Below are 23673 nucleotides of genomic sequence, written 5' to 3'. Positions count from 1 at the left end.
GCTCACAACTTCAGGTCGAGCAACCCATCACCCAGATCCTCGTCAGACAACGTCTGCTGGATCAGGGCCCGATGCGCCTGCTCGCTCCACAATTCGAACTTGTCGCCCATACCGAGCAGTACCGCCTTCTTCTCAATGCCCACCGCACCGCGGTGGCTGGCGGGGATGCTGATGCGACCGTTGCCGTCCAGCTCCAGATGGGCGGCCGAGCCGACCAGCTTCTGCTGCAACAGGCGCACGACGCGCTGGGTGTTGGGTTTGGACATCACATCGTCGCGGACCCGCTCCCATTCCGACTCTGCGTACAGCCACAGGCAGCCGGCTTCGAACGGGTTGTAGGTCAGCACGAGACGGTTGTTGCTGGCGCGCGCGACGAGGTCGCGGTAAGCGGTGGGAACCGCCATGCGCCCTTTATCGTCAACTGTGATGGCCGTCTCGCCCTGGAACACGACGCGTGCACCTATCCTTCGCCCGGTGAAACATTGAACCACGAAAACCCACAAAACACCCGGATTTCCCTCTGATGCCCACCTTAGCAGCGGCCCGAAGGTTGTCAACAACTTTTCAGCGGGGAAATCGCCAGCCGCATCAATGGCTTGCAACAACCTTTAGAGAATTGTTCAAGGCTTATCCACAAGTTGCTGATCCGTCTCAATTTTTGAGATTGAACGGAAGTTCAGGGCTGTAGACAGCGCGTGAAACATTGGCCGCGCATTCATCCAAAACGAGCCGGAAGCGGCGCCAGACTGCGCAAACCGTGCACAATGAGGCCATGTGCCTGCTCGCTCTTGGCTGGATGCACCACCCGCGCTGGCGGCTGGTGATGACCGGCAACCGTGATGAGTTCCACGCCCGTCCCACGGCGGCGCTGGCCCCCTGGCAAGATGAGACCTCCGTCATCGGCGGACGCGACCTGCGCTCCGGTGGTGGCTGGGCCGGGGTCGGCGCCAAGGGCCGGATGGCGGTGGTCACCAACGTGCGCGATCCGCTGGCCGCACAGACCGGCCCCTCGCGTGGCGCACTGGTGGCCGACTTCCTGCGTGGCCGTGATGCCGCCGCCGTGCATATCGACCGGCTGGCGACCGTGGCCGGCGCCTACGCCCCGTTCAACCTCCTGCTGGCCGATGGCGACAGCCTGGAGTACCTGGGCAACCACCCCGCCGAACGGCAGCGCCTGGGCCCGGGCGTGCATGGCATGTCCAACGGCGCGCTGGACGCGCCGTGGCCGAAGACCCGACGGCTGATGGACGCCCTTGAAGCATGGCTGCAGGAAGACGGGGTCAGACCCCTTTCCCAGGGGGAAAGGGGTCTGACCCCGCTCTGGGATGCCCTGGCTGACGAGCACCGCCCCGCCGACGGCGACCTTCCCGACACCGGCATCGGCCTGGAGCGCGAGCGCTGGCTGAGCCCGGCCTTCATCCGCGGCGACGACTACGGCACCCGCGCCAGCACCGTGCTGCTGATCGATGCCAACGGGCATGGGCAGATCCACGAACGTCGCTTTGGCCCGCAGGGCGTCGCCCTGGGCCAGAGCCAGGTCGATTTCTGACCCTGTACCTGTTTTCTGTGTCTATAAATGTCTGCACGCACGCCACACGATGATCTGGCGCGGTCCTGCCGCGCGCCTCACCGATCCACAGGGAGTCATTGATGCGCCGTGTTCTCGTACTTGTCGTCACCCACCTGCTCACCCTCGGCCTGGGCTTTGGCCTGGGCATCTACCTCCTGCCGATCCTGATCGCCCCTGACGACCCGCCGGCGGCGCAGGTGCAGGCGGTCATGGGTGACGCCACCTACCACACCACCTTCCGTCGCGACCTCAAGGGCAGCGATGCAGTGCATTGGGCCGAAGGCAAGGTCAGCGTCAGCCCGCGCCAGGTCGCCTTCGACGGCAAGATGGGACCGGGCCCGGATTACAAGGTCTACCTGGTTCGCGACTTCGTCGACAACAAGGCCGACTTCCTGAAGATCAAAGCACAGGCCCAGCGCATCGGCGAGGTGAAAACCTTCAGCCGTTTCCTGGTGGACGTGCCCGACAACGTGGACGTGGACGACTACACCACGGTGGTGGTGTGGTGCGAGCGTTTCTCGCAGTTCATTTCCGCCGGGCAGTACCGTACGCCGGGCTGAGCACCGTGGGGTCAGAGCCCTTTCCTCCGGAAAGGGGTCCGACCCCGCAATCACGGTAGATCCACGCCATGCGTGGATGAAGAAGGAGGCGGAGCCGGCCGATAAGCCGGGTTCTGTCGTGGACAGTCATTCCTCTAGGCGTTACGTCACCGCAACGCTCAAGCAACCTACCCGGATCCAACGCGGGCCGCGCCAAAGGATCCCTATTTGGTCTTGCTCCAGGTGGGGTTTGCCGTGCCGGTCTGTTGCCAGACTCGCGGTGCGCTCTTACCGCACCATTTCACCCTTACCGGCCTTCCGAAGAAGACGTAGGCGGTATCTTTCTGTTGCACTTTCCGTCGGCTTGCGCCGCCCAGGCGTTACCTGGCACCTTGCCCTATGGAGCCCGGACTTTCCTCGGCACCCCCGAAGGGATGACGCGACTGTCTGGCCGGCTCCGCCAGCGCACATTCTAGCCTACGCACGCCCTTCCTGCCGTGCTGACCGCGGCGTGCGGTTCATCCATCCACGCGGGGCGTAGATCTACCGGTTCCGCTGCTCTGGTGGGTGCGGACCTTGGTCCGCACGATCCATCAGCTGCCGTACAACGCCTTGCGCGGTGCGCCGGTCAATTCGGCCGCCAGCTTGGCCGCGGTCGACGGCGGCAGGTGCTCGCTCAGCTTGGCGTACACGCGACGGCCATGCGCCAGCTGCGCTTCCTCATCGTCGCCGGCGCCCTGCACCATCACCACGAACTCGCCCTTGCGCTGGTTCTCGTCGGCTTCCACCTGCGCCAGCAGCCCCGCCAGGTTGCCATCCAGCACGGTCTCGAACAGCTTGGTCAGCTCGCGCGCGAGCACGGCCGGGCGCTCGCCGCCAAAGATCGCCGCCATGTCGGCCAGCGACTCGGTGATGCGGTGCGAGGATTCGTAGAACACCATCGTGCGCACTTCACCGGCCAGCGCCTGCAGGCGGTCGCGGCGTCCGCTGGCCTTGGCCGGCAGGAAGCCCTCGAAGCTGAAACGGTCGCTGGGCAGGCCGGCCACGCTCAGCGCGGCGATGGCGGCGCAGGCACCGGGAATCGGGCTGACCTTGATGCCTGCCGCCCGCGCGGCACGCACCAGGCGGAAACCCGGATCACTGACCAGCGGCGTACCCGCATCACTGACCAGCGCCAGCGACTCGCCGGCCTGAAGGCGCGAGACCAGGCGCTGGGCCAAGGCTTCCTCATTGTGTTCATGCAGGGCTACCAACGGCTGCTGGATGCCAAAATGGGACAGCAGCTGGCCGCTGCGGCGGGTGTCTTCGGCACAGATGGCCGCCACCGAACGCAACACCTCCTGCGCGCGCGGGCTCAGATCGGCCAGGTTGCCGATCGGGGTGGCGACGACGTACAGGGTTGGGACACTCATTTCAGCGGTACTCACGGGGCAAGGGTAGAATCGTAGCGTGTACCCGGCCAAGGCCGCTGCCCTCATCGCATGGACCCGATCATGAACAAGCCCGCCGCACGGATCTCCGCCCTGTCGTTGTCGCTGATGCTGCTGGCCGGCTGTGCCACCACCAGCCTGACCAGTGCACCCGAATCGCCGGCCCAGAGCCAGGCGCTGGCGCTGATCGAACAGGGCAAGCCGCGCGACGCCGCACTGCAGCTGGAAGCCCTGGCTGCAACCCTGCGCGGCGGTTCCCGCAGCAACGCGCTGGCCGACGCGGCCTGGGCCTGGAACCTGGCCGGCGACAGCGCTCGCGCGCGCAGCCTGCTGGGCCAGCTCACCGCCCGCCAGCTGACCGGCGCCAGCCTGCAGCGCTACCAGCTGACCGGCGCCGAGCTGGCGCTGGCCGACAAGCAACCGGCGCAGGCACTGGCACTGCTGAAGGACCATGCCGACAGCGTTGCGGTCGGCCTGCGCACGCGCTGGCTGCTGGCCCGCGCCCAGGCCCTGCAGGGCACCGGCGATGCCTTCGGTGCCGCCAACGAGCGGGCCCGCGCCCATGCCAGCCTGACCGGCAGCGCGCGCAGCGAGAACCAGGCTGCAATCTCCGGCCTGCTCGGCACCCTCGACGATGCCACCCTGCGCAGCCGTGCCGCCGCACTGCCGGCCAACGATCCGCTGTACAACTTCGCCGGCCGCGCGCTGATCGCGCGTGGCCTGCCGCTGCCGCGCCCGTTCGACCGCGATGGCGCCGCCCAGTTCGATACCAGCAAGCGCCCGCCGGCGATGAGCGACGGCTACCGTCCGCCGGCCAAACTGGCGGTGCTGCTGCCGCTCAGTGGTCGCCTGGCCACCGCCGCGCAGCCGGTACGTGATGGCCTGCTGGCCGCTTACTACGGCGAGACCCGCCGTCGCCCGGAGATCAATTTCATCGACACCGCCGGTACCGCGGCCGGTGCGCTGGCCGCGTATGACAAGGCCGTCGCCTCCGGTGTCGACTTCGTGGTCGGTCCGCTGGGCCGCGACGAGGTGGACGCGGTGTATGGCCGCCAGCAGCTGCAGGTACCGGTGCTGGCACTGAACCGTGGCAAGGATGCGCCGCCGGCCGGCAGCGCCGGTTTCTCGCTGGCACCGGAAGACGACGGCATCGTCGCCGCCGAGTACCTGCGTGGCCGCGAACGCAACCGCGCGCTGGTGATCAGCAGCAATGACGATACCGGCCGCCGTTCCGCCGCTGCCTTCGCACAGCGTTTTGCCCAGCGCGGCGGCCAGGTCGTGGCGACCTTCAACGTCAGCGATGCCGTCGGTGATGTCGGCGCGCAGGTGCGCAATGCCGGCCAGGTCGACGCCGTGTTCCTTGCCGTGCGCGCGCCGCAGGCCCGCCTGCTGGCGCCGCAGCTGGCGCTGGCCGGTGCCGGTGGCGCCACCCGCGTCGGCACCTCGCAGTTGACGGTCGGCAGCGGCAAGGTGGAAGAAGACGTGGCGCTGGACGGCATCGTCTACCCGAACGAAGCCTGGAACGTACGCAGCGTGTCCGGCCTGCCTTCGGCCAGCCAGGTGGCCAGCACCCTGCCGAGCGCGCGCGGTGCGGCTGGCCGCCTGTTCGCCTTCGGTGCCGATGCCTGGAAGATCACCGCCTACCTGGACAAGCTGTCCAACGAAGGCGGCCTGGACGGTGCCACCGGTACCCTGTTCCTGGACAGCAACGGCAACATCCTGCGCCAACCGGCGTGGTCCACCTTCAATGGCGGCCGGCCGATGCCGATCGTCGGTGGTCGCTGAGCGCAGCCAACGTGGCTCGGCGGTGGAAGCCGCCGCCGAGCAGCATCTGCAGCAGGCTGGGTTGCGGCCGCGTGCGCGCAACGTGCGTTATCGCGGCGGTGAACTGGATCTGGTGATGGATGACGCCGGCACCGTGGTCTTCGTGGAAGTGCGCTACCGCGCGCGATCGGATTTCGGTGGCGGCGCCGCTTCGGTGGATGCGCGCAAGTGCCGGCGCCTGGCGCATGCCGCGCAGCTGTACCTGCAGGACAACCCGGCGCTGGCCAATGCGCCCTGCCGTTTTGATGTGGTTGAAGCCACGGGCGAGCCGCCGCAGCTGCGGTGGCTGCGTGATGCGTTCCGGCTGGATGACTGCTGATGGGTACCGTCCGCTCTGGCAGAGGCCGACCTTGGTCGGCGCTTCTGTGCCAACCAAGGTTGGCACCTACCAGAGCGCAGCCTGGCCGGCACTACCACGGTGCGTGACTGATGCCTTCGATCATCACCCACGCAGCCGTGCCGCTGGCGCTGTGGTGCGCCGCTGATCGTGGCCGCATCCCGCCGCGACTGCTGGCGGCCGGTGTGGTCGCGGCAATGCTGCCCGATGCCGATGTACTGGCCTTTGCACTGCACATTCCCTATGCCGATGCGTTCGGCCATCGCGGTGCCAGCCATTCGTTGCTGTTTGCCTGCGCGCTGGCCATATTGGCGGCGTTATTGCTGAACCTTGGTAGAGGCCGACCTTGGTCGGCACCCCGCAGCTCCGGTAGTCGCCGACCTTGGTCGGCGGTTTCGTGCCAACCAAGGTTGGCACCTACCAAAGCGCGACCAACGGTGGCATCGACCGTACAAGCCGCGGTGTTCGTGTTCGTCTGCGCCGCCAGCCATCCGCTGCTGGATGCGTTGACCTCCGGCGGGCTGGGCGTTGCCCTGGCCTGGCCTTGGAGCGAGCACCGCTTCTTCGCGCCCTGGCGGCCGATCCGCGTATCGCCGTTCGCCCCGCAGTTCTTCAGCGCGCGCGGCCTGGCCACCCTGCTCTCCGAACTGCGCTGGGTGTGGCTGCCTCTGGCCGGCGCCGTTGTTGCCTGGAAACTGATTCAACCCGCTCCTGCTGCCCCACGAGATCCGTCATGAGTACCGCACTACCCGCTGCACTGGTTGCCGAACTGTCCGCCCTGCTGGGCGCGGAGGGCTGGCGCATGGATGACAACGCGCTGGAGGCGAACGCGCAGGACAACTCGTGGCGCCACCAGCGCCCTGCCGCCGTCGCGCTGCCCGCCAGCATCGAACAGGTACAGGCACTGGTGCGTGCCTGCCGCGCGCATGGCGTGGCCCTGGTCGCGCGCGGTGCGGGCACCGGCACCACCGGCGCCGCTGTGCCAGTGCCCGGCAGCATCGTGCTGTCGTTCACCCGCATGGACCGCATCGTCGAGATCCGCGCCGGTGACCGCTGCGCGGTGGTGCAGCCGGGTGTGCTCAACGGAACGCTGCAGCAGGCATTGGCACCGCACGGCCTGTTCTGGGCACCCGATCCTTCCAGCGCCGAGATCTGCAGCATCGGCGGCAACCTGGCGTGCAATGCCGGTGGCCCGCGCGCGGTGAAGTACGGCACCAGTCGCGACAACGTGCTGGGCCTGGTGGCGGTGACCGGTGCCGGCGACTTGATCCGTTGCGGCGGTGCCTACACCAAGGACGCCACCGGCTACGACCTGACTCACCTGCTGGTGGGCAGTGAAGGCACGCTGGCGCTGATCGTGGAAGCCACGCTGAAGCTGACCCCGCTGCCGGTCAGCCAGGCCGGGCTGCGTGTGCTGTACCGCGATGCCGACGCGGCCGCCGCTGCCGTGTCGCGGCTGATGTCGCAGCCGGTCGTTCCCACGCGCTTGGAATTCATGGACGCACGCAGCCTGGAGCTGTTGCGCCTCAACGGTGCCGACGTACCCGACGCTGGCGCGATGCTGCTGGTCGAGGCCGATGGTGACCACGACACCCTGCCCTACCTGCTGCAGGCATTGGCGACCGCCGCCGAAGGTGACGGCATGATCGCACTGGACGTGGCAATGGAAGGCCGCGCGCGCGACCAGCTGTGGGCGGCGCGCAAAGCGCTGTCACCCGCGCTGCGCAGCGTCGCCCCGGGCAAGATCAACGAAGACGTAGTGGTACCGGTATCGCGCATCCCCGATCTGGTGGCTGGCGTGCAGGTACTGGCCCACGACTATTCGCTGACCATCGTCACCTTCGGCCATGCCGGCAACGGCAACCTGCACGTCAACATCCTCTACCACCCCGATGATGCCGACGAGAACGCGCGCGCGCATGCCGCGCTGCCGAAGATCTTCGAGCTGACGCTGGCGCTGGGTGGCACGCTGTCGGGCGAACACGGCATCGGCCTGGCCAAGCGTGATTTCATGGCGAAGGCGTTCACCGCGGAAACGCTGGCGGCGATGCGCGCGATCAAGGCCGCGCTGGACCCGGATGGCATCCTCAACCCGGGCAAGGTGCTGCCGCCGGTGTAGACCGCTGGTTCTACAACGTTGTGTCGTTCGCAGAATCGATCGGCGCTCTGCAGGGGTCGGATCCCAGCGGATCCGACCCCACCCACACTGCTTACCAGGCCATGCGCAGACCCACCTGGCCACCCACGTTGCGGTAGCCGTGGTCGCCGCGCTGCACGGTCATGCCACCCCATGCGCCCCAGCGCTGGCCCAGCTTCAGCTCGGCGCCGGCCTGTACCTCATAGCGGTTGCGCGGTACCTCCGCGCCCAGCGTCTCACCGTTGAACTGCAACGTGCTGGTACCGCTGCCACGCAGCCAGTTGACGCCCAGGTACGGCTGCACGATGTTGCCGGCTGCGGTGCCATGGCCGAACACGCGCGCGCCCAAACGCCCGCTCAGGCCACCGGCCTCGGCATGGTCGATAACCGTGCCATTGGTCTCCACGTGTCGATCCGCGCGGTAGTCTGCATACGTCAGCTGCATCTGCGGCTGCACATACAGCGCACTGGCGGCGCCCTGCCACACATTGAAGGTGTAGCCGGTCTCCAGCGATGCACTGGCCACGCGCGAATCATAGTGCTCCGGCTCCAGGCCGATGCCCTGCACCCGGTTGTCGAAACGGCCGTACTGCAGGTTTGCATCGATGTAGGCACCCTGCGTGCCATCGGCATCCTGCATCCAGGTGCCATACACCCCCGCCGCGTTACCGCGCACGCGACCCTTGGCGCTGTAGCCGGTCAGCTCGGACACTACCGTGCTGTCGGCACGACCGCTGCCCAGCATCACGCCAAAGGCAGCGTTACCCCGGCGCAGCACGTCGCTGCCGATCTGCAGTACCGACGTATTGCCATCCACCGACAGCTGACCGCCGACCGCGCTGAAATCCGCCTGTTGGCGGCCCACGCGCGCCCATGCCGTGGGACCGTCCTGTAGCGACACCGCGCCAATACGGTCGTTCAGGCGATGGGCAAACATGTTGATGGCGGCCGACTGATTGGCCAGGTAGGCACCTGCCTCCGGGCGCAGCACCGGCGGCGGAATCACCGGGGTGTCGCCACCTTCGCCTTCTTCGCCGCCCTCACCTTCTTCGCCGCCTTCACCCGGGTCAGGCCCCGGCCCCGGGCCAGGATCGACCGCGCAGCCCGGCGCACCCGGATCGTCCTTGCAGACATCGAACCACTGCGAGCGCAGGTACCAGTTGCCATCGGAAGGATCGGCAAGCCCGCCCTGGAACAGGAAGTACTCATGGGAACCACCCACTGCACGCCCGGCCAGCGCATAGGTCGCCAGCGATGCGCCGTCCACCTCGATCAGCTGGATGCCGTCGGTCGTCTGGCCGCCGACACCACCAATGTTCTTCACCGCGATCCTCGCGTCTCCCGAGGTATCGCCACGCACATGCAGGCGATCAAAGGCGCTGTCGTCACCGCCCAAGGCCCCCTGGAACAGGAACGTCGCGTCCTCGCTGTGCAGATCACCGTCCACGGTGAGCGTGTTGAATCGACCACTGCCGTCGGACAACGCCACGCCACTGTTGAGCACCTGCAGTTCACCCACCGTGGCGTCGCTGGTCAGCGTCCACTGGCTGCCGCTTTCAATCGCCATCGTCTGCACCAGATCCGACGAACCCTGCCACAGCGACCCGTCCGCCAGGCGCACATGCACATCGGACTGCGGCACCAGGCCGGCGTCCTCGTCCTCGGGCGTGATGACGATGTCGCCGCCCATCTGCGAGTGACCATCCAACACCACGTCAAAACGCCCGGCCACGGCTGCATCCAGCGCGATGGCAATGCCGTTGCCACCCGATACGTGTGCACCGTTGGCCAGGGTCAGCCCTGCATCACGGCTGCTGCGCACCCACACGCCGCCATGCTGCGCGCTTGCCAGCGAACCACCGTCGATGCCCAGACTGCCGTTGCCGTTGATCACCGCGGCCCACGCGCCTTCGCCTTCGGTGCGGACGTGCGTGTTGGTCAATGTCATCCCACCGCCGCCACCGGTCAGTACGCCGTGCGCCTGCTGTCCTTCAGTGAGGATGACACTGTCCTGCAGGTGGAGGCTGCCACCCTGGCGCGCCACCGCGCCAATCGCACCGGCACCAGAGGTGTGGACCTGGGCAGCGCGTGCGTTGATGGTCGCCCTCGCGCCGAAGGCGGTGAAGTCGGCATACAGCCCATGACTGCTCTCGCCGGACGTGGTCACATCCACGCGTTCCAGATCCGCGGTGCCGGCGCGCACATCGATGCCGACCGCACGATCTCCCTCGCTGATGATCGCACTGCGTGACATCGCCAGTGTCGAATCGGCAAACATGACCACGGTTCCAACCCCGTTGCCGGTGTTGTGCAGTGTGGAGTCGGCCACAGTGACCGTGTTGCCGCCACTATTGAGGTCCAGCGCGCTGTTGGTAGCGCTCACCGTGCTTCCTGCAAGGTCAAGCTGGTTGTTGGCCCGCAGCAAGATCCCCGATTCTCCCTCGATCGCCACATTGGACAAGGCCAGGTTCGCCCCCGTTGCCTGCACGGCGCTGCTGCCCTGCCCCATGGCCGAGATCGAGCCACCGGTCATCGTGATGTCGCCGCCACCGGCAAGGCCGATCGACGCCGCCCCCTCCATGCGGATGTTCACATCCTGCAGCGTGGCCTGGCTGCCGGCATGCGCCACAACGCCCATGCCGGTCGGGCCTTTGTTGATCACGTCGGTGGCAGACAACTGCAACGCACCGCCCGCCGTTGCCAGTGCCGTGGTGGCACCGGCACCGGTGGTGACCAGGGTGGAGCCATCCAGCTCAATACGGCTGCCAGTTCCTTCGGCACGGGCGGCGGATGCGCCATCGCCGCTGGCGCTCACGTTGACCGGCCCAAGCGGCACGATGCTGCCGCCGTTGAGCGCATGGAAGGCATGATTACGCACTCCGGTTGCGCTGTAATCACCCGCTGCAGGGGTTTGTTCATCACCGTCGGCAATGACCTGCTGGGCGTGTGCGCGGGCAGGAATTGCAGCGGCAAGCGCGGCGGCGAGGGCCATGGCCAGCGCTGAGTAGTGAATGTGATGGGGTCGCATGTGGGGGGTCTCTTCTTGTCGGGAGCGGCATGGTGGATGTCGCGTTGCGCACCCACCATCCAATTAGTTGCAATCTCGCTAGCGGCATGGCAGCGACCTCGCGAGGCAGGGGCCGCAGTGCGCCTGGGCAGCGCCCACTACCGCGCTGCGCGAACGCCCAGCTGCCCGGCGCAGGTGCAGGGGGGACGCAGTGCAGCCACTTCAACGTCACCAGTAATCAACGTTCAGCACGGCCTCGCCCTTGATGGTTCCGGGTACCAGCGCATCGTTGGTGCGGATGTAGCGCGCGGTGAGCTGGTGATCGTGCACGCCACCCACGCTCGGATCGAAATCCCAGGTCTGGCCGAACTGCACTTCGCTGCCGTTGCGCAGCAACTGCACGCGCACGCCTTCGGCATCGGAATCGGCGGTGGGGGTCAGCTGGCTGCCGGTGTTGCTGGCATCGCCGGCGTCACTCAGCGTCATCCGCGCACGCGGCGCCTCGGCACCGCAGTCCATGCGGATCGCGACCAGCTTCTCCTTCGCGGTGGAACCGGGGACGGCAAGCTCCGCTGTCTGCACGTCCTGCAGGGTTTCGGCCTTGTCCTGCAGTGGGCAGGTGACTGCAGGGAAGGTGAAACTGTGATCCACGGGTAGCTCACCATCCAGGTGTGGGAACCTGGCGACATTCCAGACCACCCGACCGGTGTTGGCGTAGGAACGCATGCGTCCACCACGTGAGAAGTACTGGGGACGAAAGTTGAACGTCGCGTTGAAAGTGGGGTTGGGCGACATGGCCTCGACCCGGTAAGGGTAAGTAACTCCCGGCCGCATCGGCAACTCTGGGAAACCAACAACCTGCTGGAACAGAAAGATCATCAATGGCGCTTCGGGGTTGGCCTCAAACGCGGGATAGGTGATTCCCTTGTAGGTGATCTCACCCACGTACGTCATTCCGGGCATCTCAAACCTCACATCCACGTCGAAGGCGTCATGCTGCACGCACCCGTCGAACGTGAACGCCCAGGCCAACTGGCCCATACGGCGCTCGCGATCGGTCGGATAGGTATCGATGACCTTGTGCTCGGCGCGTGTTCCGTGCCATTCCTTCACGCAGGCCTGTGCTGCGCCGGCCACGCCCAGTGCGGCCATCAGCGCGATGGCGCGGGCCTGCCACCGACGGCTACGGCGGGATGTTGCTTTCTGCTTGTCGATGAACCTCATCAGCTGTCTCCAGTTCGCTTGGGGTGAGAGAGAACTCACTCGTAGTCAGCGGTAACCACAATCTCGGTGGACACGTCACCGGCGCTCAACGCCGCACCGGTGGGCACGTAGTACGCCGCGCGCAGGTCGTAGCGCGCGGTGGCGCCGGTCACCGGCACATCGATGCCGGTGTCGCCGTCCTTCAGATAAGTGGTGCCGGTGGTGCCGGCCAGCAGCGAGATCGACACACCACTGGCCTCATCGGTGGTGGCGGTGTTCTTCCAGCGCTCGGCATCGCCATCGGCGGGCGTGCCGGCGAAGGACAGCACGGCCTTGCTCACGCCCACGCAGCCAGTGAACTCCAGCGCGCCGGCCTTGATCTGTGCATCCGCGCCGGGGGTGAGGTCGCTGGCCTTCACCGGGTCCAGGTCGATCGGCGCGGCGGTAAGCGTGCAAGTGCCGGGCAGCACCCGGCCGGTGATGGTGAGGGTGGCGCTGTCGGCCAGGGCCACCGGTGCAGCGGCCAGCAGAGCGGTGGAAAGGGCAATGCGGTTGAACAGCTTCATGGAAAACTCCTGCAAGTGACGTAAGGGAAAGGATTCAGAGCGAGGTGGCATCGACCGCGGTCAAGGCGGCCTGCAACCCGGGGCTGGGCGGCGGCAAGGGCGTGCACACCGCCTGGCTCCAGGACAGCCCATAGGCATCCGGTGCGGCGGGGGTGGTGTATTCGAGGCGGCAGCGCTGCGGGCCATCGGGGTCGACGATCAACTGCCCCTGTTCGGGTGCACCGCGCAGCTGGATCACACCGCCCTGGCCCACCGCGCCGTAGCTGCGGCCGGTCTCATCTTCGATACGCGCGGCAAACGGCAGTGGTTGGCCCAGCGCATCGGTGGCATCGATGAACAGCGTGCGCTCGCGCGTGGCGTTGAAGGCGACGCGCACGATGCTGCCTGCGGTCGGTGCCACCCGCTGCGAGGTCTGCAGCAGCTCCACGTCCATCGACAGGCCGGACGGATCCAGCTCGATCTGGTTCCAGCGGTAGGGGCTGACGTGCGGCAGCAGCGCGTAGCCGTTGCGACCGATGCGCACATCGCTGCCATAGCCGATGCGTGCGCCCTGCGCACCGTCGGCCTGGATCAGGGCGAAGCCATCGCCCACCGGCGCACCAAAGTTGATGCCATCGCGATGCAGCACCACACTGCCGGCCGCACTGGCGTTGAAAGCGTTGTAGTCACCCGAACGGCTGTAGCCGGCGGTGACGGTGCCATGCCCACCGCGGTAGGAGGCATAGGCGCTGGCGCCGCTCGCTCCCTCGCTGGCAGCGTTGGCGGACACGTTGTAGTTCAGCTGCTGGTCTGCACCCAGCGTGCCGCTCACGCCCAGCTGTGCCTGCTCGCCGCGGGCCGACTGTGCCAGCTGCGTGCTCAGGCGGGGTGCGCTGGGCGCCTTGCCAAGCGGAATGCTGAAGGTGGCCGAGTAGCGGGTGTCCTGGCGGCCATCACCCTGCCGGTAGCGCATTGCCGAGAGGCTGTAGTTGGCACGGCCGAGCGTGCTCTGGAAGCGCAGCTGCAGGTCGTTCTGCGTTGCAGCGCCATCCCAGTAGCGGACGTGGCCACCACTGAGCGACAGCGTGCTGCGCTCACCCATGCGCTGGGAGAAATTCAACTGGAAGCGCTGGCGGGCGCGGCTGCTGTAGCCCCAATCGTCCGCACGCGCCTGCGCGAAGTCGTTGAGCGAGAGGTAGCCACGGGTGCTGTAGCGGTGCGCGGCCAGGCCGAAGTTGGTGCCGGTGGCCGCAACGTAGCGCTGGTAGTTCAGCCGGAAGCTGTTGCCGGTGATCTGCTCGCCATTGGCCAGGCGTGCGCGCGAGTGGGTGACGTCGGCACCGAACGCGCCCAGCGGCGTGTTGATGGCCCCACCGAACAGCGCGGACTGGAAATCCTCTGCCACCTGCATGCCGCCCAGGGCGGTGAAGTGGTTGCTGATGCCACGCGCATAGGTACCTTCGGCAAAGCGCAGCGATTCGCGCACGCCACGGGCATCGCGCAGCTCACCGGCCGTGGCACTGAAGCGGCTGGCCCCCGGTCGCAGGGCCTGCGGCACGGCGGAGAAGTTGACCGTGAACGTCTGCTGGCGACCGTCGGCTTCGGTGACGGTGACATCGAGGTCGCCGCCGAAGTTGGTCGGGTACAGGTCTTCAATGGAGAACGGGCCGGGGGCCACGCTGACTTCATGGATGATGTTGCCGTTCTGGCGGATGGTCACCATCGCGTTGCCTTCGGCGATGCCCTGCACCACCGGCGCGAAGCCGCGCAGCGAATCAGGCAACATGCGTTCATCGCTGGCCACGCGCACGCCGGTGAACGAGAGCGACTCGAACAGCTCGCCGCCCGTGTTGCCCTGCCCCAGCAGCAGCTGGCTGTTCCACGCCGGCAGGTCGCGCTGCAGGTAGCTGCTGATGACGTCGTGGCGCGAGCCGTAGCTGCTCTGGCTGAAGGAGGAACGATGGCGCAGACGCCAGGCGCCGAGGTTCACGCCCGTGTTCAAGCCCAGGTACGTGGCGTTCTGGCCCTGCGCACGGTTGTGGTTGATGTTGTAGTCGAAGAAAGCTGCGGTAACGCCATGGTCGCGCTGGTCCGGTGCCACGTAGCCGCGCGCATTGCGCGCCTGTGCGGCCTGCGGCACGTTCACCAGCAACTGCAGGTTGCCCGCGTCGTACTCCACCGTTGCGCCTTCCACCAGCGCAGCCAATGCAATGCAGGCATCGTCGTCCTGCTCCAGATCCGCCAGGTAGCTGTCTTTCAGATTCAATCGACGCAACAGGGCCACGGGCAGGCATGGCGTGGCACCCACCGGTGCGGGTGCCTCGACAAAGCGGATGTCGCGGTTCTCCAGGAACTGGCCATTCACCACTACGTCCAGCGGATAGACGCCCGGCTCCATCGGGTTGCCCTGTGCATAGCGCTGCATGTCGATGGACTTGCCACCGATCAGGAAGCCTTCGCTGAATTGCAGTGGCTCACCGGCCTCGGCATGGGCGTAGCTGCTGAGCGTCATCGCCATTGCAAGGGCGATGGCCGCTCCCAGCGGACGGCTGATGAGAGGACGCTGTGTGCGGTAATGGAGAGGGCGCTTCTGCATGGAAAACGTCATTCGATGAGGCCGAAGCCGACATCGCTCGTAGTCGAAGTGGGCCGAAGCGTAGACAGCCGCCCTCCGCCTTCCCATGCAATTTGTTGCAAAGCGACACCGAAGCACGAAAAGACGCGACTTTCCATGCACTGACTGTTTCAGGGCAATTCAGGCTTGTTTTCACCGCGCAAAGACAGTCAATCGAATGTGTTGCGGTTGTCGCACCGATTGCCTGCAACCGGCTGCCGCAGGGCGATGTGTCGTTTCCTGACCGCGCGCTTTACCGCAAGCACGAACTCGCACATCACACAAGAACCTTGCAACTAATTGCATGTTCCCGCCGGGCGTGGCCGGGAACACTGTGCGCATCCGCCGGCTCGTCCGGTGCGGATCCCCTGTTTACCCAACCAAGGACATTGCAATGTCGAACCGATTCAACCTGATCGCTGCCGGCGCGCTCGCGCTGGCCCTGTCTCCCGCCGCGTCTGCCGAAAAGCTGGAGATCACCGGTGAACTGATGACCAGCACCTGTTCCGTGGATGCCACCGGCGGCACCGTCACCGTGCCGATGGGCAAAGTGGATGTGGCGTCCGTCAATGCCGCCGACCGCGCCGGCATGAAGAATTTCAGCATCCTGCTCGACTGCACCGGTTCCGGCGCAGCCCAGAAGGTGGGCGTGCGCTTCGGCGGCACCCCCGATGGCAGCACCGGTAACCTGGCCCTGGATGCGACGTCTGTTGCCACCAATGTGGGCGTTGCACTGTATGACGCCAGCGGCAACCAGCAGAAGCTGGGCGAAGACCCGCTGCAGTGGGTCGACATTCCGGCCGCCGGCACGGGCCAGCTGGACTACAGCGCCTGGTATTCGTCGCCGGGCCGCAACGCCACTGCCGGTTCCGCCAACGCCACTGGCGACTTTGTCGTTCTGTACGACTGAGCACTGCCATGCCGGCCCGTCAGCGGGCCGGCACTTCCCACCCGATGAGGAATGACGATGAAGATTCGTGCAATGACGTGGATGACCGCGCTGCTGGCTGGCGCATTGGCGCTGCCTGCATCGGCAGCGGTGACGCTGCAGGGCACGCGTATCGTGCATGACGCCGGCAAGGGACGCGACGTGACCGTGCGCGCCACCAACGGTGGCGATCAGGCGGCCATGGTGCAGGTCTGGATTGACGACGGCGACAGCCATGCGCGGCCAGAGAACGTGCGCACCCCGTTCCGGTTGACCCCGGCCGACCCGCGCCTGCTGCAGGCGCACCAGGGCCAGGCGTACCGCGTGACCTATGCGCCACGGCCATCGGAAGCGCCGCTGCCCACCGACCGCGAATCGGTGTTCTACTTCAACCTGCTGGATATTCCCCCCAAGCCCACCGATGCCGCCAGCAAGAACCTGCTGCAGTTCGCCGTGCGCACCCGGGTGAAGCTGTTCCATCGCCCGGCTGGCCTGCCCGGCAATGCCCGTGATGCAGCAGGCCAGCTGCAGAGGCGAGCACAGGGCGGCGCTCTGCAGGTGAGCAACCCCAGCGCCTACCACGTGACCATCAGTACGTTGACGCTGCCCGACGGCCGCAAGGTGGAGGCGGATATGATCGCGCCAGGGGCCGAGGTGCGGCTGCCGCTGCCGAGCGGTGCGGCGATGCCGTCGTCGGTGACGTTCCAGTGGCTGGACGATTACGGCACCCCGCGCGATGCCGAAGCTGCGGTCGCGCGTTGAACGCAGCCGGGCATGCGTTCGACATCTGCCATGCAGGAATGTCGCAACTGGCACGCGCATGTGCGCTTGGTTTAGCGCAGCGCATGCGACACGCATCTGCAACGTTTTCAAAATTGAAACTTTTCTGATTGGTATAGCAGCACCTGCGTGCACATCATGGCGCGCCACCGACAACGGGTGGCACGGGCTTGCAATCCCGTAGGACTATCGCGTTGTTTACGCTTGTCTGCCGGCGTCGCTCCTTCCTGTTGGGCGGCGTCGGCAGGCAATCCGTCCGTGCCCTATGGCGGGCGGTGCGTGGGGGCCTTGCGCCCGCCGGCTAACGCGCGTTGGTCCCCGGTATTGCAACCACGCACCGTCCGCCGCCCTTGCCCAACGCGAGGGCGGCCCCTTGCTTCGCACTCAAGGACGCCGCCATGACTTCTTCGCTCTATCCCTATCTGTTCGCCACACTGGGCGACGCCGTCGAACGCCTGCCGGATGACCTGGCCAACGCACTGGAAACCACGTTGGGCAGCACGATGGGCACCCACGCCAACGAAGGCATCACCCTGCTCGGCTGCCTGCAGCGCATCCGCCACGTGGACGCTGCCGATGGGCAGCCGTGGCCGGACAAGGGACGCAAGCAGTGCTTCGGCTTTGCGATGGCACGCATCGACCGCGCCAATGCCGGGCTGACCTTGCTGCTGGAACTGCTGCACGCCATCGAGCGTGTACGCGTGGACGGCGATGCCGACCAGCAGGTGGGCGATGACGTGCGCGAAGGGTTGCTGCTGGCCTGCCGTGGGCTGGCCGAGTATGTGGATGTGCAGTTGCGGGTGGCGTAAAGCCGGTGACGCCGCCATGGCCAACCGCTACCGATATCGCTGGGTCAGGACCCATTGCCGAAGCAATGCATCCATCCTCGCCATCACCGTTCCGTCGGGCCCCGCGCAAGCCAGGTGGCCAATGTCGCGTTTGACCTTGAGGGTCGCGAGTCCGCACTCCTAGACTCTCTGTCCGCTGAACTCCGGTGCGCTCCATGCTTCAGCCATCTTCCTCAGCCAATGGTACTTCACATGAAAACCGCGACTTGCCTTGCCCTGCTCGTATGCTTGGGCCTGCTTACAGCTTGTGACTCCAAGCCCTTTGCGGGTGCCTACGTTTACTCCAATGATCGCTATCTAGAGGAGAACGTAGCGAGGTGGAACAGCATGATCAAAACCATCAACGCGTGGAACGATAGCCCACTCGCAGATGAGTTCCGTGCTGCGATTGAAAGCGGAGATGACCTATCCAAGTTTCGCTTTCGCCTGAATCTTGCACACGATTCGGCCGTCAAAAGACGTGTAGATGCCGAGCGTTTGACGCACCGCAAAGAGGCGGACGATCTGCACCAGCATCTGCTCACGTCGCTACAGAGCACCGCTGACATGTTCTCCATCATGGTGAACCTGGCAGACTTGCCGAAAGGGTATACCGCCGAGCAGGCTGCGTCGCTCCTGACCCGCCTGGAACACGCTACCGAGCGTATGGATACAGATTTGCAGATCCTGAGTGACGCTCAGGACTCCTTTGCAAAGTCAGAGAAGATCCGGCTGACGACCAGAGACCACGCACGCCCCTGATCTCGACCGCCTTACCGGATCAAAGTGACTCGGGCACAACTCCTCCCTGTGATCAGGCGATAGGGCGAAGCAGTTGCCCTAGGCCCATAGTCCAGATCCATGCCTCGATGTGAGCAGCATCTTTCCGCACTGAAGAACCCGCCCGTCGAAGTCAACGTGCTCTATCAATCTACAACTTGTTGTATCGCGCGCAGACGGCGTGATCACTAAGTTGGCCAATCCCATCACTATCGGAATTTCAAATGATCAGTCTTGCACTACGCCCCTTCCGCCTGTTCGCTTGCTTTAGAGGGCGATCATCGAGGCTCGAATTCTGGCTGTTCTTCCTCCTCCAATTCATAGTGAATGCACTGATCGTTGGTGCGATTGCATACATCTCGCGCCGAGTTCCGTCCGGCTCTGCGGCCGGTGGCATCCGATTGAACGATCTACTTGCCTATGTCTGGTTCGGCTACATCCTGCTCAGTGTGATTCCGTTCTATGCAGTAGTCGCGCGCAGGTTTCGTGACCTCGGGCAATCCGGGTGGATGTGCCTTGTTCTGATGATCCCCATGCTCGGCCCCGCCTTTGTGCTGTTGAACATGCTTCGTCCAGGCCAAGAGGGCGAAAATCTCTACGGAGCTGCGCCCGAACGTTGATCCGGAATTCGTTGACGCATGCTGGAATCGCGGTGGAGCGCCGGGCGTGTACGGGCGTGTGGCTGCGTCGACGGCGAGTAGCTCAGGGGACGGCGGCCAGTTTGAGCTGCAGAGCATGGCTCGCCTCTACCGAAAGAGAAACGAGCAACACGAATGGGTAGGCGTCGACCTTGGTCGACACAGCGTCGGCACGAAGGCCTGACACATCCGTGCCAGCCAAGGTTGGCAACCACCAGGACAACACGGTAGCGCCGGGCCATGCCCGGCGTTCTCATGTGTCAGGCGAAGTGCTCGTATCCGCTCGGGCCGTCGTGGCCTTCGGTGTGCACGCCCTGCCCTTCCATGATGCGGCCGATGCGGGTGATCGGCACGTCCAGCGATTCGGCGACGAAGTGCAGCGCGTCGCGCTGGTCGGCGGCGGCGGTGAAGCACAGTTCGTAGTCGTCGCCGCCGTGCAGCGCGCAATCACGGGCGCCGTCACGACCGAGCAGTTCGCGCAGTGCCGAAGACATCGGCAATGCATCGGCGTCGACTTCGGCGCGTACGCCGCTACGTGCGGCGATGTGGCCCAGGTCGGCCAGCAGGCCATCGGAGATGTCCACGGCGGCATGCGCGAATGCACGCAGGCGCAGGCCCAGGGTGACGCGCGGGGTGGGACGCAGCAGGCGCAGGCGCAGGGTTTCGTAGTCGGCCAGCAGGGTGGCGGCGGTGACGTTCAATGCGCCCTGCTGCCACAGGCGCAGCGCACCGGCAGCATCGCCGAGGGTGCCGCTGACCCAGATGTCATCGCCAATCTGTGCGCGATCACGACGCAGCGCCTGGCCGCGAGATACCTGGCCCATCGCGGTCACCGACAGCGACAGCGGGCCACGCGTGGTGTCACCGCCAATCAGGGCGATGTCGTGCTGGTCGGCCAGCGCGAAGAAGCCATCGGCGAAGGCATCGATCCAGTCTTCGCTGGCCTCGGGCAGCGACAGCGCCAGCGTGCACCAGGCCGGGCGCGCGCCCATCGCGGCGAGGTCGGACAGGTTGACGGCCAGCGTCTTCCAGCCGATGTCGAACGCCGGAGTTTCGGTCGGGAAATGCACGCCGCTGTTGAGGGTGTCGGCGGTGACCACCAGTTGTTCGTTCGGGCGCGGCTGCAGCAGCGCGGCGTCGTCGCCGATGCCGAGCACGATGTCGTCGCGCTCGACGGTGCGGGCGCGGATGCGGTCGATGAGGGCGAATTCGGCCAGGGACATGGGGCGCTCCCGCGTTTGTACGTGCCGCGCCGTGCGCGGTGGGCGGTAGTGCCGGCCGCAGGCCGGCAACCTCAGAATCCCTGCAGTTGCCGGCCAGCGGCCGGCATTACCACAGGTGGGTCAGTGACCCGATTCGACCTTGCGCCATTCCACGGCGGCACGATCCAGCACGCCGTTGACGTAGGTGTGGCCATGTTCGGAACCGAAGCGCTTGGCCGATTCGATGGCTTCGTTGATCACCACGCGGTACGGCACGTCCAGGCGGTAACGCAGTTCGTAACCGGCCAGGCGCAGCACGGCGCGTTCGATTGCGTCCACTTCGTCGATGCCACGGTCCAGGTACGGGCCGAAGGCTTCGTCAATGTCGCGACGGTTGTCGAGCACGCCATGCACCAGTGCTTCGAAGTACGCCAGGTCGGCGATTTCGCGGGCCTGCTCGTGGGCGAACTGGGCGATCAGCGACTGGCCGTTGCCACCGGAGATCTGCCAGGCATAGATGGCCTGCACGGCACGACGGCGTGCGCGCGAGCGCAGCACCGGATCGATGCCATCGCGGCGGACGGGTTTACCGGAGGGCTTGCCCTGGGTGTTCTTGTTCATGGCAGCTGCTCCAGAAGGTTGACCATTTCCAATGCGGCGAGTGCGACTTCCTCGCCCTTGTTGCCGTGGCTGCCGCCTGCGCGGGCCTCGGCGTCTTCCACGCGTTCCACTGCCAGCACGCCGTTCAGCACCGGCACGCCGAAGTCCAGCTGCACGCGCATCAGGCCTTCGGCACAGCGGTCGGCCACGTGTTCGTAGTGGCGGGTGTCGCCACGGATCACGCAGCCCAGGGTGAGGATGGCGGCGTGTTCATGGGCGGCGGCCAGGCGCGCGGCGACCAGCGGCAGCTCCCAGGCACCCGGCACGCGGATCACGTCGATGTTGGCTTCGGCAATGCCGTTGCCGGCCAGGCTCTGGCGGGCGCCAGCAACCAGCACATCGGTGATGCGGGCGTTCCAGCGGCTGGCCAGGATGGCGAAGCGCGCCGACTCGGGAGTGCGAAGATCGCCTTCGTAGTGGCTCATATGCGGCTTGGGATTCGATTAAGGGGTAATTCTACCGTGGATGGGCCCCGGCCGTGGCTGGCGGGGGCCCGGGGGCGTGCCGACCAACGGTCGGCACCCACCGGTAGTGCCGGCCGCTGGCCGGCAATCACGGGGAATGCGGTTGCCGGCCAGCGGCCGGCACTACCGGTCATGGGGCGGCCGGCGAAGCGGTTACGGCGTGACCGTCTCCACCACTTCCAGGCCGTAGCCGGCCAGGCCGATCTGGCGGCGCGGGGTGCCCAGCACGCGCAGCTTGCCCAGGCCCAGGTCGGACAGGATCTGCGCGCCGGCACCGTTGCGGCGCCACTGGCTCACGTCCTTGTCCTTGCCCGGCACGACCGGCGCCGGCTGCTGGCGCAGGCGGGCCAGCAGGCCTTCGCCATCGCGCGGGGCCGACAGCACCACCATCACGCCACTGCCTTCGGCATCGATGGCACGCAGGGCATCGGTGGCCGCCACGCCGAAGTCATCGCGGCGCCAGTGCAGCAGGTCGGCCAGCGGGTTTTCCACCTGCACGCGCACCAGGGTGGGCGTGTCCGCATCCGGGGTGCCGCGGACCAGGGCGAAATGCAGGTCGTGGGCGATGCGGTCGCGGTAGGTGACCAGCTTGAACGGGCCGAACTCGGTCTCGATCTCGCGTTCGTCCACGCGCTCGACGGTCTTTTCGGTGGCCAAGCGGTAGGCGATCAGGTCGGCGATGGAGCCCATCTTCAGGCCGTGCTCGCGGGCGAACACTTCCAGCTCCGGGCGGCGCGCCATGCTGCCGTCCGGATTGAGGATCTCCACCAGCACACCGGCCGGTTCCAGTCCGGCCAGCATGGCCAGGTCGACGCCGGCTTCGGTGTGGCCGGCGCGGGTCAGCACGCCACCGGGCTGGGCGATCAGCGGGAAGATGTGGCCCGGCTGGTGCAGGTCCGACGGCTTGGCATTGGGCTTCACCGCGGTGCGGATAGTGTGCGCGCGGTCGTGTGCCGAGATGCCGGTGGTCACGCCCTCGGCCGCTTCGATGCTGACGGTGAAGTTGGTCTGGAACTGCGCGGTATTGGCCTGCACCATCGGCGCCAGGCCGAGGTCGGCGGCGCGGGTGCGGGTGAGCGGCAGGCACACCAGGCCGCGGCCGTGGGTGACCATGAAGTTGATGTCGCTGGCCTTGACCAGCTCGGCGGCCATGATCAGGTCGCCTTCGTTCTCGCGGTCTTCGTCATCGACGATGACGACCATGCGGCCGAGGCGGATGTCTTCCAGGATGTCGGGAATGGGGGCGAAGTTCATGCGCGGGCTCCTTCACCCAACAACCGCTCGACATAACGAGCGACCAGATCGATTTCCAGGTTGATCGCGCTGCCCACGCCGGTGGCGGAGAACGCAGTATTGGCCACGGTGTGCGGGATCAGCGCCACTTCAAAGCCCTCGTCGTCCACTTCGTTGACGGTGAGGCTGACGCCGTCCACGCAGATCGAGCCCTTCTTGGCGATGTAGCGGCGCAGGGCGGCCGGCGCGGCGAAACGCCAGCGCTGGGCACGCGCATCTTCATGGATGGACAGGACCTGGCCGAGGCCGTCGACGTGGCCGCTGACCAGATGGCCGCCGAGGCGGTCGGTCGGGCGCATGGCACGTTCGAGGTTGATGACCGCACCTTCGGCCAGTTGACCCAGCGTGGTCAGGCCCAGGGTCTCGGTGGACGCATCGGCCTGGAAGCTGCCGGCGTCGAATGCGATGACGGTGAGGCAGACGCCGTTGATGGCGATGCTCTCGCCCATCTGCACGTTGTCGAACGGCAGATTCCCGACATTGAAAGTAAAGCGGACATCGCCGCCGATGGATTCGCGTGCGGCCAGACGGCCGACGCCTTCGATGATTCCAGTAAACAAGTAACGTTCTCCGCGAAAAGTGAGCGAAAAACGCCGCAAGGCAAACAGGCGGGCGCAGGGCCGCAAAGGCCCTGTGGCACCGTCTTCTTTCATCCGGACTATACCGTCGGCTCCGGCATTGGACCGGATCTGCTGACCCCCGACGGTAAGGCCGGGGCGCTCGCGGGCTCGTGCTTGCGCACCTACCGCCGGTGGGGAATTGCACCCCGCCCTGAAGACGTTTGTGTACCGGCGAACCGGCCGGCGTAGTGTACCAGCCCCTGCTGAACGGGGTGGATGACGGGGTCGGATCCCTTTCCGCAGGAAAGGGCTCTGAGCCCAGGGACCGGTGGCGC

The 23673-nt window shown here is 66.3% G+C and carries 22 protein-coding genes, 1 other RNA gene and 1 riboswitch; of the genes, 11 read left to right on the top strand and 12 right to left on the bottom strand.

Going from position 1 to position 23673, the window contains the following annotated elements:
* Positions 1 to 2 precede the first annotated feature (2 nt).
* Positions 3 to 449 (bottom strand): division/cell wall cluster transcriptional repressor MraZ, encoded by a 447-nt coding sequence (gene mraZ / locus ACZK2G_RS03260; protein ID WP_004143635.1) that lies wholly within the window; start codon positions 447 to 449, stop codon positions 3 to 5.
* 323 nt (positions 450 to 772) lie between these two features.
* Between mraZ and ACZK2G_RS03255 the strand changes: the two genes are divergently transcribed.
* On the top strand, positions 773 to 1549 hold the full coding sequence (locus tag ACZK2G_RS03255; protein WP_478474691.1) for an NRDE family protein: 777 nt from the start codon (positions 773 to 775) through the stop codon (positions 1547 to 1549).
* Positions 1550 to 1650: 101 nt separating this feature from the next.
* Positions 1651 to 2130: a DM13 domain-containing protein gene (locus ACZK2G_RS03250; protein ID WP_046982694.1), complete on the top strand. Its 480-nt coding sequence runs from the start codon at positions 1651 to 1653 to the stop codon at positions 2128 to 2130.
* A gap of 86 nt (positions 2131 to 2216) precedes the next feature.
* On the opposite strand, the gene rnpB is transcribed toward ACZK2G_RS03250, so the two are convergent.
* An RNA gene (gene rnpB / locus ACZK2G_RS03245) (RNase P RNA component class A) lies at positions 2217 to 2568 on the bottom strand.
* Positions 2569 to 2702: 134 nt separating this feature from the next.
* Positions 2703 to 3521 carry a 16S rRNA (cytidine(1402)-2'-O)-methyltransferase gene (gene rsmI, locus ACZK2G_RS03240; RefSeq protein WP_136638856.1) on the bottom strand — a complete coding sequence of 273 codons (819 nt, stop codon included), beginning with the start codon at positions 3519 to 3521 and terminating at the stop codon, positions 2703 to 2705.
* A gap of 81 nt (positions 3522 to 3602) precedes the next feature.
* Here rsmI and ACZK2G_RS03235 point away from each other — a divergent pair, with 81 nt between their 5' ends.
* The 4 genes from ACZK2G_RS03235 to ACZK2G_RS03220 all read left to right on the top strand — a co-directional run bounded on the left by ACZK2G_RS03235 (position 3603) and on the right by ACZK2G_RS03220 (position 7819).
* Positions 3603 to 5324: a penicillin-binding protein activator gene (locus ACZK2G_RS03235; RefSeq protein ID WP_478474689.1), complete on the top strand. Its 1722-nt coding sequence runs from the start codon at positions 3603 to 3605 to the stop codon at positions 5322 to 5324.
* On the top strand, positions 5314 to 5682 hold the full coding sequence (locus ACZK2G_RS03230) for a YraN family protein (RefSeq protein ID WP_211195200.1): 369 nt from the start codon (positions 5314 to 5316) through the stop codon (positions 5680 to 5682). The genes ACZK2G_RS03235 and ACZK2G_RS03230 overlap by 11 nt, the downstream gene beginning before the upstream one ends.
* Before the next feature lie 110 nt (positions 5683 to 5792).
* Entirely contained in the window at positions 5793 to 6437 is a 645-nt protein-coding gene (locus tag ACZK2G_RS03225; protein ID WP_046982690.1) for a metal-dependent hydrolase, read from the top strand.
* Positions 6434 to 7819, top strand: coding sequence for an FAD-binding oxidoreductase (locus ACZK2G_RS03220; RefSeq protein ID WP_478474687.1), 1386 nt, complete (start codon positions 6434 to 6436; stop codon positions 7817 to 7819). Before ACZK2G_RS03225 ends, ACZK2G_RS03220 begins: the two co-directional genes overlap by 4 nt.
* Positions 7820 to 7910: 91 nt before the next feature.
* Here ACZK2G_RS03220 and ACZK2G_RS03215 read toward each other — a convergent pair whose 3' ends face one another.
* The 4 genes from ACZK2G_RS03215 to ACZK2G_RS03200 all read right to left on the bottom strand — a co-directional run bounded on the left by ACZK2G_RS03215 (position 7911) and on the right by ACZK2G_RS03200 (position 15104).
* Entirely contained in the window at positions 7911 to 10829 is a 2919-nt protein-coding gene (locus ACZK2G_RS03215) for an autotransporter family protein (protein ID WP_478474685.1), read from the bottom strand.
* Positions 10830 to 11072: 243 nt separating this feature from the next.
* Positions 11073 to 12068, bottom strand: coding sequence for a fimbrial protein (locus tag ACZK2G_RS03210; RefSeq protein WP_478474683.1), 996 nt, complete (start codon positions 12066 to 12068; stop codon positions 11073 to 11075).
* Positions 12069 to 12103: 35 nt separating this feature from the next.
* Complete coding sequence (locus ACZK2G_RS03205; protein ID WP_478474681.1) at positions 12104 to 12613, bottom strand: fimbrial protein; 510 nt, start codon at positions 12611 to 12613, stop codon at positions 12104 to 12106.
* 34 nt (positions 12614 to 12647) lie between these two features.
* Positions 12648 to 15104: a fimbria/pilus outer membrane usher protein gene (locus ACZK2G_RS03200; RefSeq protein ID WP_478475556.1), complete on the bottom strand. Its 2457-nt coding sequence runs from the start codon at positions 15102 to 15104 to the stop codon at positions 12648 to 12650.
* 496 nt (positions 15105 to 15600) lie between these two features.
* Between ACZK2G_RS03200 and ACZK2G_RS03195 the strand changes: the two genes are divergently transcribed.
* From ACZK2G_RS03195 to ACZK2G_RS03175, 5 genes are all read left to right on the top strand, one after another.
* Positions 15601 to 16116: a fimbrial protein gene (locus ACZK2G_RS03195; protein WP_478474679.1), complete on the top strand. Its 516-nt coding sequence runs from the start codon at positions 15601 to 15603 to the stop codon at positions 16114 to 16116.
* A gap of 57 nt (positions 16117 to 16173) precedes the next feature.
* Complete coding sequence (locus ACZK2G_RS03190) at positions 16174 to 16896, top strand: fimbrial biogenesis chaperone (protein WP_478474678.1); 723 nt, start codon at positions 16174 to 16176, stop codon at positions 16894 to 16896.
* Between the two features lie 416 nt (positions 16897 to 17312).
* Positions 17313 to 17723: a hypothetical protein gene (locus ACZK2G_RS03185; RefSeq protein WP_478474676.1), complete on the top strand. Its 411-nt coding sequence runs from the start codon at positions 17313 to 17315 to the stop codon at positions 17721 to 17723.
* 366 nt (positions 17724 to 18089) lie between these two features.
* Entirely contained in the window at positions 18090 to 18503 is a 414-nt protein-coding gene (locus ACZK2G_RS03180; RefSeq protein WP_478474675.1) for a hypothetical protein, read from the top strand.
* Positions 18504 to 18745: 242 nt separating this feature from the next.
* Complete coding sequence (locus tag ACZK2G_RS03175) at positions 18746 to 19141, top strand: DUF805 domain-containing protein (RefSeq protein ID WP_478474674.1); 396 nt, start codon at positions 18746 to 18748, stop codon at positions 19139 to 19141.
* 278 nt (positions 19142 to 19419) lie between these two features.
* On the opposite strand, the gene thiL is transcribed toward ACZK2G_RS03175, so the two are convergent.
* The 5 genes from thiL to ACZK2G_RS03150 form a co-directional block, all read right to left on the bottom strand.
* Positions 19420 to 20382, bottom strand: a complete 963-nt coding sequence (gene thiL / locus ACZK2G_RS03170; protein ID WP_478474673.1) for a thiamine-phosphate kinase — start codon at positions 20380 to 20382, stop codon at positions 19420 to 19422.
* A gap of 120 nt (positions 20383 to 20502) precedes the next feature.
* On the bottom strand, positions 20503 to 20982 hold the full coding sequence (gene nusB, locus ACZK2G_RS03165) for a transcription antitermination factor NusB (RefSeq protein ID WP_025876637.1): 480 nt from the start codon (positions 20980 to 20982) through the stop codon (positions 20503 to 20505).
* On the bottom strand, positions 20979 to 21446 hold the full coding sequence (gene ribH / locus ACZK2G_RS03160) for a 6,7-dimethyl-8-ribityllumazine synthase (protein WP_025876639.1): 468 nt from the start codon (positions 21444 to 21446) through the stop codon (positions 20979 to 20981). The genes nusB and ribH overlap by 4 nt, the downstream gene beginning before the upstream one ends.
* Positions 21447 to 21638: 192 nt before the next feature.
* On the bottom strand, positions 21639 to 22739 hold the full coding sequence (ribB, locus tag ACZK2G_RS03155; protein ID WP_046982681.1) for a 3,4-dihydroxy-2-butanone-4-phosphate synthase: 1101 nt from the start codon (positions 22737 to 22739) through the stop codon (positions 21639 to 21641).
* Positions 22736 to 23338, bottom strand: a complete 603-nt coding sequence (locus ACZK2G_RS03150) for a riboflavin synthase (RefSeq protein WP_088480869.1) — start codon at positions 23336 to 23338, stop codon at positions 22736 to 22738. The genes ribB and ACZK2G_RS03150 overlap by 4 nt, the downstream gene beginning before the upstream one ends.
* Before the next feature lie 77 nt (positions 23339 to 23415).
* Positions 23416 to 23561, bottom strand: a riboswitch (FMN riboswitch).
* Between the last annotated feature and the right edge of the window lie 112 nt (positions 23562 to 23673).

The sequence above is a fragment of the Stenotrophomonas sp. 107298_Sma genome (assembly GCF_056480345.1).
Note: the sequence above shows the minus strand (reverse complement) of the source record. Positions and strands in the feature narration are given on the sequence as shown.